Origin of the sequence: Iocasia fonsfrigidae, from assembly GCF_017751145.1 — a bacterium.
GTDB classification, from domain to species: domain Bacteria; phylum Bacillota; class Halanaerobiia; order Halanaerobiales; family DTU029; genus Iocasia; species Iocasia fonsfrigidae.
On the sequence record NZ_CP046640.1, the window covers coordinates 1552221 to 1569711 of the forward strand.

The window sequence follows — 17491 nt, forward strand, 5'->3', positions numbered from 1 at the left end:
CGTGAGGTGCCTTCTACTCGACAAATCATAATAATTGGGAGGTTTTTTGAATGCAATTAGACCCTATGGGATTTTTAAGCTATACACATTTTGATGATGACCATAATAAAGGAAAGTTAACAAAGTTCGCTGAGCAACTAAGTGGAGAAGTAAGAGCACAGACTGGAGAGGAATTTATAATATTTCAGGACAGAAAAAGTCTTAATTGGGGCGATAATTGGAAAAAACAAATTGAAGATTCATTAAATGAAGTTACATTTTTATTTCCTATAATAACTCCAAGTTATTTTAAAAGTAGTCCTTGTAGAGAGGAGTTAGAATTATTTATAAATAGAGAAAAAAGACTAAGAAAAAGAAATTTAATTTTTCCTATATATTTTATTGAAACAGAAGAACTCGAAAATAAAGGAAGAACAAATGATGAGTTAGTTAAAGTAATATCTTCAAGGCAATATGAAGACTGGAGAGCTTATAGATTTGATAATTTCAATACAAAAGAAGTAAATAAACAATTTGAAAAACTTGCAAGAAGCATTAAGATTAAATTAAAAGACATTAGTACAGCTGATGATAAAAAACTAATTTCTAAGTCATTTGAAAAGAAATCTAATAATAATATGAAAAGCAGAAAAATGTCGAGAAATAATATTTCACCATATGATTATATTACTTTGCTTCCAGATGATTTACATATTCAGGAAACTTTGTATGCAAATATTAAAAGTAATGAAAATGATGATCTTTTTATTAAAGGAAGATATAAAAAAAATAATAATAATGGATTATATGTAGCTTTATTAACCTATGATATAGAGAAGAAGAAATGGAAAAAAGTTTTTGATAAAGATATAGAGCCTTTTACAGCAATTAATAGTTATACCAATAAAATGCTTGATAATAATAACGATGTTCTAATAATTACTACTAAGGCAGGTAGTGGTGGATTTCTAAGTTATACTGTTATTGGGTATAAAGAGAATGAGTTCAAAATATTATTGCAAAGGAATAATATTTTTCAAGGACAGTTGAGAATATTAAATAATCAACTTATTGAAAAGAAAGGTAAACAAGCTATTCTTTTTGAATGGAATGGGACGTATATATTGGGAACACAATTAATAACCGAACCTCATATTCCATATTCACTTGATGATAAAAGAATAGCATACTCAATAGACAAAGAAGAAAATGTACTTATTCAGGATACTAATGTTACTTTATATAGAGGACAAAAATTATACCTAATTCGTGAAAATACGGGTGTAACTGAAAGAATTTTATATAGAGCTGGAGGAGCTTTAACATATGAAGAAGAGTATTTTCTGGCATGTAAAATTGGAAATACTCAAATTTCAATTATTCCTTCAGGGTATAATTGGGACAAGTCTATAAATATAGAAGTAGAAGTTATTGATAGGTAAGACCTTATGACTTCGGATAACACAGTATTGCCAGTTACACTCCTGGCGTCGTTTCACCCAAATCCATCAACCCAAGTTAGGAGCTAACTAAGGGTTGATGGACTTCGGCAATACATAAACGTTACACGAAATACCTGTGTAGCTAAAAATAATTTATAATACTCATATTTAAGCTTAAATGAACATATTTATAGTAAATTGAATAATATTGTGGTATAATAAATATAGTCATAAAGATTATAGTGAACATAATAAAGAAAGGGTGACTATGTTTATGATGTCGTTTAAAGATAAAAAACTTGTTAATGAGAATATACCAATGAATATTGTTAGGTTAATAGGTAAAATAAATGAATATAAAGGAAAACAAGATTTATATATAAATCAAGCACCACAAGCATTAGAAAGATTAAAAGATGTAGCAATTATACAAAGTACGAAAGCATCAAACAGTATTGAGGGAATAGTTGTTACAGATAAGCGTCTAAGAGCTATTATGAAAGATGATACTAGGCTTCAAGACCGTTCTGAAGGAGAAATTGCTGGTTATAGAGATGTATTAAATACAATACATACTTCTTTTGATGCTATTCCAATTAATTCAAATATTATATTACAATTACATAGAGACCTTTATAGGTATATTTCAGCTGAAGGTGGCAAATGGAAAAATCAAGATAATATAATTGGCGAGATTTTACCCACTGGGGAAAAATTTGTAAGATTCAGACCAGTATCTGCTTCTGATACACCTAATTATATGATGGGATTATGTGACTACTTAAATAATGAAATGAAGGAAGAAAAAATAGAACCATTGATTTTGATAGGAACATTTATTTTAGACTTTTTATGTATTCATCCATTTAATGATGGGAATGGTAGAATTTCAAGACTACTGACATTATTATTACTATATAAGTACAATTATATAGTTGGAAGATATATTAGTTTAGAGAAAATAATAGAGGAAAGTAAAGCTAGTTATTATGAAACGCTTAATCAATCATCAATAGGCTGGCATAAAGGCAATCATAACCTGTTTATATGGTTAGACTACTTTTTAGGAACTTTATTAGCAGCTTATAAAGAATTTGAACAAAGAGTAGGATTAATAAAGAGTAGAAGTGGAAACAAGAGCGATAGGGTAGAACAAGCAATAAAGAGTGTATTAGGAACCTTTACAAAAGAAGATATAAGAAATGCATGTCCTGATGTTTCAGAATCTACAATTAATAGGGTTTTTAGCAAATTAAAAGAAGAGGGAATAATTGAAGTTCTGGGAAAAGGAAGAAATGCAAAATGGAAAAGATTAAAGTGAAGACGTCCGGTACTTCGTGTAACAAGATATTGCCGATTTCATTCCTAACGTCATTTCATCCAACCAAATTCAGCAACCTAAGTTAAGAGCTAACTAAGGTTGCTGAACTTCGGCAATACGGTTACGTTAAGTGAAATTGGTCTTTTGATGATATATTATAAACATTTATTTATAGTAATAATGGAGGTATATTTATGAAATTATATTTAAAAAATCTTACTAAAAACAATTCTTTTTTGAAATTACTCAAATATTCAGTAACTATCTCTACTTTCTTAATAATAGTTGATATATTAAACTTACCATCAAAATATTTGATATTTCAAAATGTAGGACCTATTATTTTTGGTGCGTCCGTTCTGATTTTAGTTATAATAGGATTGGAATTGAAATTTTATGACACTTTTAAAATGGCTTCAATAAACATTTTGGATGTTCTTTCTTTTACTTTAATGATATCAAGTTTAATATATGGAGTTATTATTGCTTTATATAATAATTTAAGTATGTATAAAATGATTATTCTTATAAGTGTAATATGTTTTTTTATTATTATAATGATTATTAGGGCTCTTCGCTTAAAAATAAATATAGAAGAAGCAGAGAATTATCAAACTAATATTCTTGATCTGAAAGAAATTTTCACTGGAGATTTTGAAAGAAAAGAAGATGAATCAATATTAGTAAATGAAAAAGAAGTTGATTATGATTTATTAGAAAGAGATAATATAATTAATCAGTTATATAGTGCTATTTTACGGTCTAATCCAAATGGAAAATTTGTAATTAGTTTAGAAGGCGAATGGGGTAGCGGGAAAACAACTATAATTAATAATGTCAAAAGAAAACTGGAAAAAGAAAATCGAAATATTATAATGATAGATGAATTTGACCCATGGTCATATCATGATCAGAAAAGTCTGTTTTATAATATGTTTGATATTATTATTAGAAAATCAGGATTAAAATATAGTACTTTAGCAACCAAAAACATTGCTGAAGAAATATCAAAAAATATCTTTGGTATCCCAAAAAATGGACGTATTTTCAGAAGTTTATTTAATTATTCAACTGATATAAATATTCTTAAAAATAAAATAAACGATTATCTTAAATTGTGTGGAAAAAAAGTCGTTTTCTTTATTGATAATATAGATAGAGCTGAGAATGAAAATGTTGTCTTGCTTTTTAAACTAGTTGGTAATGTATTAGACTTTGAAAGGGTGACATATATACTTTCTTTTGATAATTCCCAAATAAACAAGATTTTTAATAATTTAAATATAGATTATCAATATTTAAAAAAAGTAATTCAAATGCAAATACGTGTACCAAAAGTAAATAAAAGTGTATTAAAGAGGGTATTTAAAAAATGTTTAGATAATTTGCTTATTAAGTATGGTGAAAGTGAACAAAATCTCAACTATTATAATTCAATAATTGAGTGTATGAGTAGACAAAATAAAGATGTTAGAGATTTTAAGAGATTTATAAATTCTGTTGTTAGTGTAGTATTTAATGAGCCAAGTTACTTAAATAAAAGAGACTTAATGATTATCGAATACATACGTTTATATAATTTGCCTTTATACCAACAAATATATCAAAATAGAGTATATTTTATCTCTCATGATAAAATCCAAGATGGAGAAACCTATTCCTTGTCTTTTAATAAAGAACAGTTTAATGATAACGCTAAAAATTATTTAGATGAACTTCTTTCCCATGAGAATAATTCTAGTTATATAGATATTTTGGCAGAGATTTTCCCTTATGTAGATAGGTACAAAAAAGGACAAGCTTTAGAATATGATGGTATATATTATTCTGATGGTTTATATTCTGAAATCACAAAAAAACGAAGAATATGTAGTGCTAAATATTTTGATTTATATTTTACTAATACAATTAATCAATTTATTTTAATAGGAGAACTTGTTGAGGATTTCGTTGGAAATTTAAATAAAATAAAAAGTTATAATAATTGTTTAGAATTATTTAATGATTTCTTAGAATCAGCACATCCTTCTTATCATAAAGAAGTATTTGAGCGAATGCAATTTTATATAGAAGATTTAAATTGTAGTGCTTGTTTTAATTTAGCTAAAATATTATTTGAAAAATTTTACGACATAGATGATACGAATGCATTTTTTGCTCTTAATGCACAATCAAGGGTTGCTGTTATAATATGGGAGTTACTTCAAAATATAACTGATAAACAATATAATGAATTTATAAACACAATAGATGGAGAATATGGAAAGATGGATGTAATATATCAGATATTGTATTGGTTTAAACATGATAGGGAAAGAAAAAATAAAAAGGGAAGAAAAGAAAAGATGAAAGAATTATACAAAAATATGGGTGATGATATAATCAATAATTGTATAGATATATATGATGATTTATATTATAACAGAGATAATGTACGTAGTCTTTGTAAGCTTTATGAAGATGATCCTACTACATTCAAAGCATATATTAAGAATATAATTAATGAAGATAACATATTTAGATTAATTTATGATATTATTACATTATCATATGGGCAGAAATATAAATATACAATTAAGAAGGAGAATCTAAATCTTCTTACAAGTGAAAATGAAATTAATGAGGTACTAAAAAATGTTGAACCACGAACAAGTGACCAAAAATTTATACTTGATGTATATAAAAATTATAAAGAAGGAAATACAAATGAATGGGGCGAAGAAGGGATAATTACTGATGAATTAGTAAATATAGAATTATAATTTTACAGATAATAATAACTTGTGTGAGTGACCAACTTCACTTAACAGCAAGGTTTACGGTTCCGCTATGCTTCACCCAAATTTCTGAAACTAAGCCAAGTCTGGCTAAGATTCAGAAACTTCGTAAACCTGCGGGACGTTCTACGAAATGCTAAATCAAGAGGTGATAGAGTTATGAATTCTTATATAAATGATGAAGTGTTAAAATCGTTTAACTATATTAATGATGAAGTAAAAAAAGAAAATCTTGAGGAAGAAGACATTTTTAGAGCTATTGGAGAGCTAGATAAAGAATATAAAGATGACCCTTTTTATAAGTTAAATGTAAATGGTTTTATAGCAAATATTGGTATAGATACAAAAAGTGAAAAAATATTAAACTATGCAATTAAGAGAATAAAAAGAACTATTGATTCATTTGATGATCATCGTAAAAATAAACTAAATTATGATATTGGAAATCTAATTCTTACTAAAGGTGATATAAAATATCCAAATAAAAATATTGAAAATTTATTGGAAGAAGATGAATTAGTTGAAGCTATGAGTATTTTTAACAAAGTTCAAAAATCATTTGATGATAGTTACTCAAGAGCTAATACTAATATAGGAAATATTTTAGATTATTATGGAAGAAACTCTGAGGCTATATTTTATTATGATAAAGTACTAGCTGTTGATCCTAACTTTGGGATGGCATTGGGTAATAAGGCAGAAGCAATCTATTATTATTATAATTTATTGCCAGAAAGAAAGAAACAAACAGAAATGTTGTTTTTATCTAGAGATTTATTTGAAAGAGCACTTGATGATAATAGGATAGAAAATCAAGGTAATACAACAGCGGTTTCTATTTTTGAGTCTAGACTTAATCATTTAAATAATATTATTAAATGCAATAATTTAAAACGAAATAATACGAAACAAGTCAAAGATAAGTATAAAAATTTCATATTTAAGAAGAATTTATTTTTAAATTATCATTTTGGATTAAATATTTGTAAGGATTGTAGTTTTAAGGATGATATATTTCCACCATTAATATCAAATTTGAAGGAAGACAGAAAAAATGATAACCACGTATATGGTGAACGGATAGGATATTCTATAAAATTATTTAACCAAATTATTGAGGATTTTGTATCAGTAAGATATTTATATTATATGGTTAATCATATAGAGGATAAATATAACCAAATTACAAAGTATATTTCTACATTAGATTACAATCATAATTCTATTAACTACGGTGTGTTAAAAACTGCATCTGTTAAGTTGTATAATGTCCTAGATAAGATAGCTAATTTCATCTTTGTTTATTTTAAAATAGAAAAAAATGAAGATACTTATTTTAGTTCATTAACAAAAAGTAATTTCAAAAAAATTATACAAAATACTGGGAATCGTCAATTATTAGCTTTACATAGTCTTTCTAGAGATTTTCAAGATGGAAATATATACTCTAGTTTAAAAAATCTTAGAAATAAAATGGTTCATGAGTTTATAGATATAAAAGAGATGGATATAGAAACTGGACATGACAAAAGATACGATTCTTACCATATTTCACCATGTGAGCTTAATGATAATCTTGAGTTACTATTTTATATAATAAAAAGTGCAATTATATACCTTAGTCTTTCTTTAGAATGGGAGAGTAAAGAAGTAATGTCTAAAGATCAAGTTGGAAATTTATCTATGTGGTCGCAAAAAGATATCTTTGGTGAAAATTATTAAAAAAATGACGCACTTCGTAGAACATGTGCATTTACGTTACGGCTAAAAACCAGCCTACCTTACGGACATTGCCTTTGTCATGATTTTTGCAATTAGGCATTATATGTAGGATATGCAAAAACCCTGCCAACCCTAGGTTTATTTATGTGGTTGGCTAAGTCCGGGATGGACAACGTCGTAAATGCCAGGGACGTTATATGAAATCGAAACTCAAAAACTTACAAACAAAAGAGGGGGTTATTATTGTGGTGGTAAACATGAAAATTGATAATATAGTATATCATCCAGATAGTGTAGAAAAAGTATCGAATTGGATATACAAAGAATTTGTTGAAGAAAAAGGAGAAAAGTCTCTAGAATTCGTCATAGAAAGGTTTAAAAATAGAAATATAGATGAATTTCCTATTTCATTTATTGCTATTGTTAATGGAATGTGTGCTGGAGTTATTTCTATTTTTGATAATGACTTAGGTACAAGAGAAGATCTAACACCATGGCTTGCTGGATTATATGTTGATGAAAATTTTAGGGGAAATAAAATTGCTGAAGCATTAATTAATACTGTATTTAAGAAGTGTAAAGAGATGGGTTATACTAAAATTTATTTAAGAACAGAGCATACAGCAGAGTATTACCAAAAAAGAGGATGGACATTTTTAGAAAATACAGTTGATGAATATGGGGAAGAAACAACTGTTTTCTACATGAGTTTAAAATAATAGACTAGATAACTCACAGGAGAGTTTCGACATCATATAACAGCAAGGTTTACGGTTCCACTATCGTTCCACCCAAATTCCAGTGCCTAACATAAGAGCTATGTAAGGCACTGGAACTTCGTAAACCTGCGGGACGTTATGTGAAATGTGGCCAGATAGCAAATTTTGTTGGCAGGAAAGGAGAGAGCTGATAATGATAGGATTATTTTTACCAGGATACGCTTGTACCAGCTATATTTGGGAACCATTAGAAAGAGAAATATATAATGATTTTAGTGGTAAGATTATAGATTGGCCTACAGAAACAAAAAGATATGATAAGATTGAAGATTTTACAGAATGGATTATAAAACGCATATCTATCAAAAGAAGATATTGAATATATAGTTGGCCATAGTATGGGAGGATTGGTTGCATTAAATGTTGCCCGGAAGAGAAGTGAAATTAAAAATATAATTTTGCTTGAATCGTATTTAAATACTCCTTCACCATTCTTTAGAAATATTGTAATGGACAATACATCAGATGAAATTAAAGGCAAAATATTAAATATGTTAAATAATGAGAAGAATAATTACTCAGAAGTCTTGAAAAATAAGTTAAGAGATTTAAATATGATATCATCCCTCAAAGATATAAATTGTAAGGTAAACTTAATATATGGAAATAGAGGAATAAATAATAAAAACAAAATAATATCTGAGTTGGATTTACCAGATGATCTTATATCTAGGCAAAATATAAATATTATAAGTGATTCTTGTCATTTTCCTATGGTAGAAAACCCAGAAGAAACAAAAATAATATTAAAAAAGTTAATAACGTAGGTGTATGGCCACACTACACATAACATGGTATTTAAGATTCTACTACGCTGCATCCAAATTCATAAACCTAAGGGCAGTCGGTGCGCCAAGAAAAGAGCATATCATATAGTAGGTGGGATTCCTACTGAGGAAGGTTTAGCAAACCACTCATAGCGAGTTTTGGACATTTATTGGGTAACCATAGATGTTAAGCGTAAACAGTTAGGTAGTAGGCGGTAAGCATTTAGCTGAAGGGATTGAGCCTCGAAATCTTGGAGATTGGGAAAGGCCGATGCTGTCGACTGAGCAGAAGGCAACATTATTGTATTCGATAAGCGAGAATACAATAATACCCCGGGGTCGGAGACCTCCGCATGCTATACATAGATATGATATTGTTAACTTGGGAGGCCCTGTAATTTCTACGCAGAGAGATAGGATGTAACCAAGCGATAACAAAGTAAGGACATCTAATATTACAGGGAGTCGGATAATCGCATAGTACCGAGGAAGCAGAGTAATGCCTGTGGATGGGAAGGCGATTACACAAGATTAATCTTAAAAGGGAAACACATTCTATACACAGAGATAGGTGAAAATGTGGAAACGAAACTTGCAAGAATAGCTGAAGTAGCTAGAAATAGACCTAATGAAAGATTTACATCACTAATACATCTAATTAATTATGAATTGATAGTCAAATGTCATCATGAACTAGCTGGAAACAAAGCAGCTGGAGTAGATGAAGTAACAAAAGCGGAGTATGGAAAGAATCTTCCAGGGAATGTTAAGAGCTTAATAGCTAGAATGAAAAGATGGGCATATAGGCCATTACCTGCGAAAAGGGTATATATTCCAAAAGAAAATGGGAAGAAGAGACCGCTAGGGATTCCAGCATACGAAGACAAACTAGTTCAAAAGGCACTATCAAAGATTCTAAATGCGATATATGAAGAAGACTTTCTTGAATGTTCATTTGGTTTTCGTCCAGGAAGAAACTGTCATGATGCCTTGAGAATATTAGGAAGAATAGTTAACAGAGATGATATTAACTATGTAGTTGATACAGATATTAAAGGATTCTTTGATAATGTAGACCACGGGTGGATGATGAAATTCATTGACCATCGAATTAAAGATCCTAATATACAACGACTCATATCGAGACTTCTTCGGGCTGGAGTCATGGAGGCAGGAATAAAATATAACACTCCACAAGGAACACCGCAAGGTGGAGTCTGTTCTCCAATTATGGCGAATTTATATCTACATCATGTTGTTGACCTATGGTTTAATAAAACAATGCGTAAAGAGTTAAAGGGTAAAGCTTACATGGTGAGATACGCAGATGATATAATATTTTGCCTACAGTATAAAGAAGATGTAAAATACTTCTATAAAGCAATGAAAGAAAGAATATCCAAATTCGGTTTAGAGTTATCAGAAGAGAAAACTAAGATAGTAAATGTATCTGCTGATGATGACAATGACACATTTGATTTTCTTGGATTTACCCATTATATGGGTAAATGTAAGGATGGAATCAAACGACTAAAGAGAAAGACAAGTAATAAGCGACATCATCGTAGTATAATGAGATGTAAATCCTGGCTAAAATATAATAGAACTCTTCCAGTAAAAGAACTAATGAGGAAGTTAAACAGAAAACTAACAGGAACATACAACTATTATGCAGTATCAGATAACAGCAAAAGTATTGATAGCCTGTATGATGAGGTTCAAAAGCTAGTTTATAAATGGTTAAACAGACGCAGTCAAAAGAAAAGCTTTGACTGGGAGAAGTTCGAAATATTCTTGGAGAAATATCCTATTGTCAAGCCAAGAATAAAAGTAAATTTATATAGATTAGGTGCTGGTGCTAGTTATGTTAGGTGAATAATCGAGTGAAGAGCCGTATGCCTAAATAGGGCACGTACGGTTCTGTGAGGAGTTGGGGTTGTAAAGCCCCGCTTACTCGACCCCTAAGATTCGGGAACTTCTTAAACCCCTGGTACGTTAGGCGAAAGAATCAATTAGTTTCTTTTAAATAATGATTATGGTAATATAGAAAAATGAAATGATAAATTTGTAGAGAAGAAGGTGAAGTCATGAAGATATTTTTGCGCATGCATCCCAAGAATTGTTTATCCTTTGTACAACTATAAAATTAATATTGTACAGAGGAGTGTATATTAAATGAATAGATTAAATAAGCCTGTTATTACTAGAAACAATCAAAGAAATGGAGGATATGTCATTCTTTATCCATGCTAAGATTTTTGACGACTTGTTAATTGTTGCACAAAAACAAACGAATTGTTTTATACTAAAGACAAGTGAAGGGCTCATAGTAATAGATGCTATTTGGCCGGCAAAAGAAGCTTTTGGGGCAATTGTAGATGCAATTAAAAATGTAGGGTGGAATCCTGATACAATAAAAAAACTGGTTCTAACACATGGACATGTTGACCATACAGGATGTGGGAGATGGTTTGTTGAAAAATATCATGTTAATACATATCTTTCTAAAGTAGATGACAATTTTTGGAGAGAAAACCCAACAAAACCTGATAGACCGGAAACGTGGAAAGATTATAATATTGATACTTATATTTATGATGGTGATACCATAACATTAGGTGATAAAACAATATATGTTTATGACACGCCGGGTCATACTCCGGGAGGATTAAGTTACATATTTCCTGTTAAAGAAGATGGAGAAATACATATGGCTGCATTATGGGGAGGTACAACACCACCGTGGACAAAGGATGAAGTGAAACAATATGTCAAGTCATTAGATTACTTTATCAATGAAGCAATGTGTAAAAAAGTAGATGTGGCTTTAAGCAATCATATAGCTATGGATAACGGCTTGGAACGAATCATGTATTCAAAAGCAAGAATGGACTATATGCCCAATATTTATATTATAGGGCAGGATGGATTTCATAATTTTTGTCAGGTATTTCGTACACTGAGTTATGAGATGCTGGAAAGATTATGAGCAATATGATTATAATGAGATAATACATTTAGGTGGACTTCATTTTATCAATATAATAAGAAGTTGTTATTGGCTGTTGCCATTGATTTCATCGCCTAACAATATATTGTCGGTTCCGTTCCTTCGTCAGTGCGCCAAGCAAAGAGCATATCATATAGTGGGTGGGACTCCCACTGAGAAAGGTTTAGCAAACCACTCATAGCGAGTTTTGGACATCTTTTGGGTAACCATAGATGTTAAGGGTAAACAGTTAGATAGTAGGCGGTAAGCAGTAAGTTGAAGGGATTGAGCCTCGAAATCGAACGCAAATTGGGATAGGCTGATGCTGTTGATGAAGCAGATTTATAATAATGATTCTTTAAAACAAATTAGTTCTGGATTTTTCTCTATTATTAATGGAATTTCAAGTTTACGAAATGAATTAAGTGATGCCCATGGCAAATTAAAAAAGGGATATTATAAACCAGAATATAGGCATGCTATGTTAGCAGTAAATAGTTCCAAAACGACTTCTGAATTTCTTTATAGTAGTTGGGAGAATAGGAATAAGAAAAATTAAAAGCAGCCGAACATCAGATAACAATATATTGCCGACTCCATTCCTGGCGTCATTCGTCCAAATCCATCAGACCAAGATAGGAGCTATCTAGGTCTGATGGACTTCGGCAATACGGTTACGTTAAATGAAATTGGTCGCAAAATACCGTGCATGCTTGGTATCGACTTGTGACAATTAACTGTTTAAGCGTTATTTTATGCATGTATTAGGTGAATATTTGATTAAATAATAAAATATTGGGAGTGATTTATATTAGCAAAGATTTTAATAACCCTTGTGTTTAAGATTATTAACCCTATCAAAAATAGCCTGAATTTCTTTTTTGGAGAGGATAACAGGGAGTTTTTTCTGTTTTTTAACTTTGGGAATATACTTAATATCCCAGTGTTGATCAAGGGTTGACTCAAAAAAGAAGCGCAGAGCACTATATGCCTGATTAACATATCCTGTACTTAAATTTCTTACATCAATGGCATGAGCAAGAAATTCTCTGATATGATCTGAATTAAGAGAATCAGCATCAGAATCAAAGAAGTTCTCAAAATGTTCAATATGTCTGAGATAACAAACCTGGGTTCTACTACTGAAATTTCTTAACTTCATGTCCTGAATCATTTTTTCTTTGAAAACTGTCATAAACCACATCTCCTTAAAATTTTTTATTCTATTTTACATAAAGATGTGGTGAAATTAAATAGACTTATTTGAGGATTATATGTTATGCTAGGAAAAAGCCACTGTGTCAGCAGTTTTGTTCAACAAAATATTGCCGATTCCATTCCTGACGTCATTTCGTCCAAATCCATCAGACCAAGATAGGAGCTATCTAAGGTCTGATGGACTTCGGCAATACGGTTATGTTACACTCAATTTGCCTAGAAAATAAAAAATAAAGTTGGTGAGGATGTTTGTTAAAATTCCATTGGATATACCGTGATTTTATTAAAGCCAATAATATTTGTAATGACGAAAGTATGTGGGTAGATTCTATAATAAAAATATATTTTAAAGTACATTGGAAATTATTAAATGATATTCATTTTACTCCAAAAGGTTTTTCATCAAAGAAAGAAATATTGTCCAAGATTGATCAATTGGGAAAATGTTATTATAATAATTTACTTTTAGAACTAGAAAAAGCAGAAGAATTTGAGGATAAAATTATTGAGCTAGCTGAAAATATATTGAATAAATTTGGTGAAGTAGTTATAGATAAAGATATATATATTATTGTTGGTTTAGGAGTATCAAATATATATTCTATAGAGCATACCGGACAAGAAATAACTGTTATTTGTTTGGAATCTGTAAAAGATGATATAAGTAAAATTAGATTTTTATTATCACACGAATGTCATCATTGGCTAAGACAATCATTAATGAAAAATAATATCTTTGAGTCTTGTATAGGGGAAAGATTAACGACAGAAGGATTAGCATCTTTATTTACTGCACAATTATACCCAGGGTTTAAAACGTCTGAATATTGTTACGTACCTCAAGAAACAGTTGAGTGGGTTGTGAAAAATAAAGTGGAGATAGCAGAAAAGATAGTTGATAATCTTAAATATAATGATTTAAGTAATCCACTATTTTCTCGTTATCCACATAAACAAATCAATAATAATATGCCGAAACGGTCAGGGTATGTATTTGGATTTCTTAAGGCAGAAGAATATTCAAAGCGATTAGGTGAAAATGCAGTGGAGCTTGTTGGGGTAAAATGGGAAAAGATGTTCAGTGCGAGTAGTTGAGAGCCCGGCAAACTGCGTCTAACAAAATATTTTCGGTTCCGTTCCTTCGTTACTGCACCCAAATCCAGCAACCCAAGTTAAGAGCTAACTAAGGGTTGCTGGACTTCTGAAATACGGATACGTTAGCTGAAATACTTTACTAGCTGATTGGAGAAGGTTGAGATTATGACAAATATGATTTATAAAGCAACTGCATTTACGGAAGATATTAACGGTGGCAATCCAGCTGGAGTTGTATTAAATGCAGATTCATTGAATGAAGAACAAATGCTAAATATAGCAAAAAAAATAGGTTACTCTGAGACCGCTTTTATAATGAAGTCTAGTAAGGCTGATTTTAGAATTAGATTTTTTACACCGGTTGATGAAGTAGATTTGTGTGGACATGCTATTGTTGCAACTTTTAATTTATTGAGGGATCTAAGCATTATTAATATTGGCGATTATATACAAGAAACAAAGGCAGGAGTATTGAAGATTAAGATTCAAGAAAGATGTATTTACATGGAACAGAATACACCTGAGTATTTTGAATTAATACATAAGGATGAAATTGAGAATTGCTTTAAAAGTAGTGTCAAGAATTATATAAGTGATATGCCAATACAAGTTGTATCAACAGGACTTAAAGATATTATTTTACCAGTTAAGGATTTAAAGACATTATTTTGTTTAAAACCCAATATTCAAAAGATAGAAGAAATTAGCAAAAAGTATAATGTAGTAGGAATTCATGCTTTCAGTTTAGATACCATAAATGGTTGCGAAGCACATACGAGAAATTTTGCACCAAGGTATGGAATAGATGAAGAATCAGCAACAGGAACATCAAACGGTGCACTGGCATGTTACTTGATGAACTATTTAAGGAATAAATTTAATGGTAACTTCACCATAGAGCAAGGATACAGTATGAAGAGACCTTCAAAGATTAAAGTTCAATTAAAATATGATGGTAATAAAATTAATGAGGTTTATGTTGGAGGAAGTGCTGTGATAATTTCAAGTAATAGGTATTTCCCGTAAAGTACTTCAGCTAACATGGGGTTTAAGATTCCGCTGTTGCTCCATCCAAATTCATTTACCAAGCCAAGTCTGGCTAAGGTTCATGAACTTCTTAAACCCCAGGGACGTTATCTGGTACGACTGAGCAATGGTATATAGTTTAGTAGGTGGAAATCCTACCTGATAAGATTAAGCCAAATCATCAGTAGCGAGTCTTGGAGTCAATAAAGTGATTTATTGATTTAAGTGTAGACAGTTAGGTAATAGGCCTGAAAGTGATTGAGCCTCGAAATCGTACAGTTGGGAAAGGCTGACAGTTTCAGATATCTGGAAAGCAACATTTTATGAGACATTAATGGCTAGTTTCTTAAAACCTCCCCGGGGTCTAAGAGCCAGGCATGTTATACAATGACTATATGATAACTCAGGAGACCCTGCAATTCTTCTGAAAAGAAGTATAGCAAACAACTGATAAAAAGGAAGAATGCTGAAGGTTGCAGGGAGTCGGACAGTTTTCATAGTATTGATGAAGCCGGGTAATGCCGGTGGAGAAAAGGAAAACTGCACGAAATCGTATTTGTTAAGGACACATTAACCACACACAGGGGTGGATAAATAATGTCAACAAAATTAGCAAAGATAGCAATAAAAGCAAAACAAAATCCAAAGACAGTATTCACTTCACTGTATCACTTACTGAATGAGGAATTACTGCTGTTATGTCATCAAGAATTGGAAGCTGGTAAGGCAACAGGTGTAGATGAAGTAACTAAAGCAGAATATGAGGAGAACTTAAAAGAGAATATAAGTGCTCTTGTGGAAAAATTAAAAACACACTCATATAGACCCCAGCCAGTAAGAAGGATATATATACCCAAAGGTAAAGGAAAAGGAAAAGGAAAAGTAAGACCTCTAGGGATACCAGCATATGAAGACAAGCTAGTGCAGCTGGGATTAAAGAAGATACTGGAGCCGATATATGAAGCCATATTTCTGGACATATCATATGGATTTCGACCAGGACTAAGTTGTCATGACGCCTTAAAGAAGCTAAACATAGTAATAGAAAAGCAGAAAATCAGCTATGTGGTAGATGCAGATATAAAGGGATTCTTTGACAATGTAAATCATGAATGGTTAATGAAATTTATAGGAGTAAATATAGCAGATCCGAATATAAAAAGGCTGATAGTAAGGTTTCTCAAAGCTGGAATAATAGAAGATGGGGAACTCACAGCAACTGAGCAGGGAACACCTCAGGGAGCAATAATATCTCCATTACTGGCAAATATATATCTTCATTATGTACTAGACCTATGGTTTATGGGGATAATTGGCAAACATTATCGTATCAACGGTGAAGCTGAGATAGTGCGATACGCTGACGATTATGTATGCTGCTTTCAATACAAAAGAGCAGCAGAGATATTCTTTCATGTACTAAAGAAAAGACTAGCAAAATTCGGTTTAGCACTGGCAGAAGATAAATCCAAGATAATAGAATTTGGTAGATTTGCAGCCAGTAACAGCAGACGATTAGGTAGAGGCAAACCGGAAACCTTTGACTTTCTAGGTTTTACTCACTACTGTAGTACAAGCAGAAAAGGTAGATTTAGGGTAAAACGTAGGACGATGAAGAAAAAAATCAACGCCAAGATAGTAGAATTCACAAGATGGATAAAGCTAAGGAGGAATATGTTGACGACCAACGAAATAGTAGATAAGGTTAAATCCAAGTTGAGGGGACATTATCAATATTATGGAATAACAGATAATAGTAAGTCTATAGATAATTTTAGACAGGCAATTATCAGAATACTATTTAAATGGTTGAATAGAAGAAGTCAGAGGAAAAGCTTTATATGGGAGAAATTTAAGAAATATATAATTGATAAACACATACCAAAAGCAAGAATATGTGTAAATATATATGGATAGTTTTGATTTTATGTGAGATGGAGTGAGGAGCCGGATGCCCGAATTGGGCCCGTCCGGATCTGTGAGGGTTCGGCATCGTGAGGTGCCTTCTACTCGACAAATAGCAGCTTGTTTGTATTTTTTGAATGTTATTTGAGAGGGGGCTTGCTATGATTAAAGATAAATACAAAGTTACCAAAGAAGAAAGTGAAAAAGTATTTATAAATTATTTTAAGGTAGAAAACGGAAATGAAATACTCAGCACTTTACCTAGTAAAGAGAAGAAAAAAGTTATTGTTTTAAAATACATAATGAAAAATTTTGAAGCAAGTAAAAAATATGATTATAAGCAAATTAATCGAAAGTTAAAAGAGATTTATTCTGATTATGCTACTATTAGAAGACATTTAATTGATTATGGATTTATGGAAAGAACTAGAGACTGTAAATATTATTGGGTAAATGAGCGAATGTAAATAT

The 17491-nt window shown here is 30.8% G+C and carries 14 protein-coding genes and 1 pseudogene; 14 read left to right on the forward strand and 1 reads right to left on the reverse strand.

The window, feature by feature from the left end; genetic code table 11:
• The first annotated feature begins 50 nt into the window (after window positions 1–50).
• From GM661_RS07370 to GM661_RS07415, 10 genes and pseudogenes are all read left to right on the forward strand, one after another.
• Window positions 51–1421 carry a toll/interleukin-1 receptor domain-containing protein gene (locus GM661_RS07370; protein WP_230869429.1) on the forward strand — a complete coding sequence of 457 codons (1371 nt, stop codon included), beginning with the start codon at window positions 51–53 and terminating at the stop codon, window positions 1419–1421.
• A 274-nt stretch (window positions 1422–1695) separates the two neighbouring features.
• Entirely contained in the window at window positions 1696–2742 is a 1047-nt protein-coding gene (locus GM661_RS07375) for a Fic family protein (RefSeq protein WP_230869430.1), read from the forward strand.
• Window positions 2743–2936: 194 nt separating this feature from the next.
• Window positions 2937–5504 carry a P-loop NTPase fold protein gene (locus GM661_RS07380; RefSeq protein WP_230869431.1) on the forward strand — a complete coding sequence of 856 codons (2568 nt, stop codon included), beginning with the start codon at window positions 2937–2939 and terminating at the stop codon, window positions 5502–5504.
• A gap of 174 nt (window positions 5505–5678) precedes the next feature.
• Window positions 5679–7241: an LA2681 family HEPN domain-containing protein gene (locus GM661_RS07385; protein WP_230869432.1), complete on the forward strand. Its 1563-nt coding sequence runs from the start codon at window positions 5679–5681 to the stop codon at window positions 7239–7241.
• Between the two features lie 245 nt (window positions 7242–7486).
• Window positions 7487–7960, forward strand: a complete 474-nt coding sequence (locus tag GM661_RS07390; protein WP_230869433.1) for a GNAT family N-acetyltransferase — start codon at window positions 7487–7489, stop codon at window positions 7958–7960.
• A 193-nt stretch (window positions 7961–8153) separates the two neighbouring features.
• Window positions 8154–8339 (forward strand): hypothetical protein, encoded by a 186-nt coding sequence (locus GM661_RS07395; RefSeq protein WP_230869434.1) that lies wholly within the window; start codon window positions 8154–8156, stop codon window positions 8337–8339.
• 19 nt (window positions 8340–8358) lie between these two features.
• On the forward strand, window positions 8359–8787 hold the full coding sequence (locus tag GM661_RS07400) for a hypothetical protein (protein ID WP_230869435.1): 429 nt from the start codon (window positions 8359–8361) through the stop codon (window positions 8785–8787).
• A 579-nt stretch (window positions 8788–9366) separates the two neighbouring features.
• Complete coding sequence (gene ltrA, locus GM661_RS07405; RefSeq protein ID WP_230869436.1) at window positions 9367–10662, forward strand: group II intron reverse transcriptase/maturase; 1296 nt, start codon at window positions 9367–9369, stop codon at window positions 10660–10662.
• Window positions 10663–10962: 300 nt separating this feature from the next.
• A pseudogene (locus GM661_RS07410) lies at window positions 10963–11776 on the forward strand (MBL fold metallo-hydrolase).
• Window positions 11777–12107: 331 nt separating this feature from the next.
• Window positions 12108–12335 carry an abortive infection family protein gene (locus tag GM661_RS07415; protein ID WP_230869438.1) on the forward strand — a complete coding sequence of 76 codons (228 nt, stop codon included), beginning with the start codon at window positions 12108–12110 and terminating at the stop codon, window positions 12333–12335.
• A 264-nt stretch (window positions 12336–12599) separates the two neighbouring features.
• On the opposite strand, the gene GM661_RS07420 is transcribed toward GM661_RS07415, so the two are convergent.
• Window positions 12600–12971, reverse strand: coding sequence for a site-specific integrase (locus GM661_RS07420; RefSeq protein ID WP_230869439.1), 372 nt, complete (start codon window positions 12969–12971; stop codon window positions 12600–12602).
• 272 nt (window positions 12972–13243) lie between these two features.
• Here GM661_RS07420 and GM661_RS07425 point away from each other — a divergent pair, with 272 nt between their 5' ends.
• The 4 genes from GM661_RS07425 (at window position 13244) to GM661_RS07440 (ending at window position 17487) form a co-directional block, all read left to right on the forward strand.
• Window positions 13244–14089 (forward strand): DUF2268 domain-containing putative Zn-dependent protease, encoded by an 846-nt coding sequence (locus GM661_RS07425; RefSeq protein WP_230869440.1) that lies wholly within the window; start codon window positions 13244–13246, stop codon window positions 14087–14089.
• Between the two features lie 165 nt (window positions 14090–14254).
• Window positions 14255–15115 (forward strand): PhzF family phenazine biosynthesis protein, encoded by an 861-nt coding sequence (locus tag GM661_RS07430; protein ID WP_125989651.1) that lies wholly within the window; start codon window positions 14255–14257, stop codon window positions 15113–15115.
• A 597-nt stretch (window positions 15116–15712) separates the two neighbouring features.
• The gene (gene ltrA, locus GM661_RS07435) at window positions 15713–17032 is read left to right on the forward strand and encodes a group II intron reverse transcriptase/maturase (RefSeq protein WP_230869441.1); all 1320 of its coding nucleotides are present in this window, start codon (window positions 15713–15715) and stop codon (window positions 17030–17032) included.
• 149 nt (window positions 17033–17181) lie between these two features.
• Window positions 17182–17487, forward strand: coding sequence for a DUF2087 domain-containing protein (locus tag GM661_RS07440; protein WP_205739164.1), 306 nt, complete (start codon window positions 17182–17184; stop codon window positions 17485–17487).
• The last annotated feature ends 4 nt before the right edge of the window (window positions 17488–17491 follow it).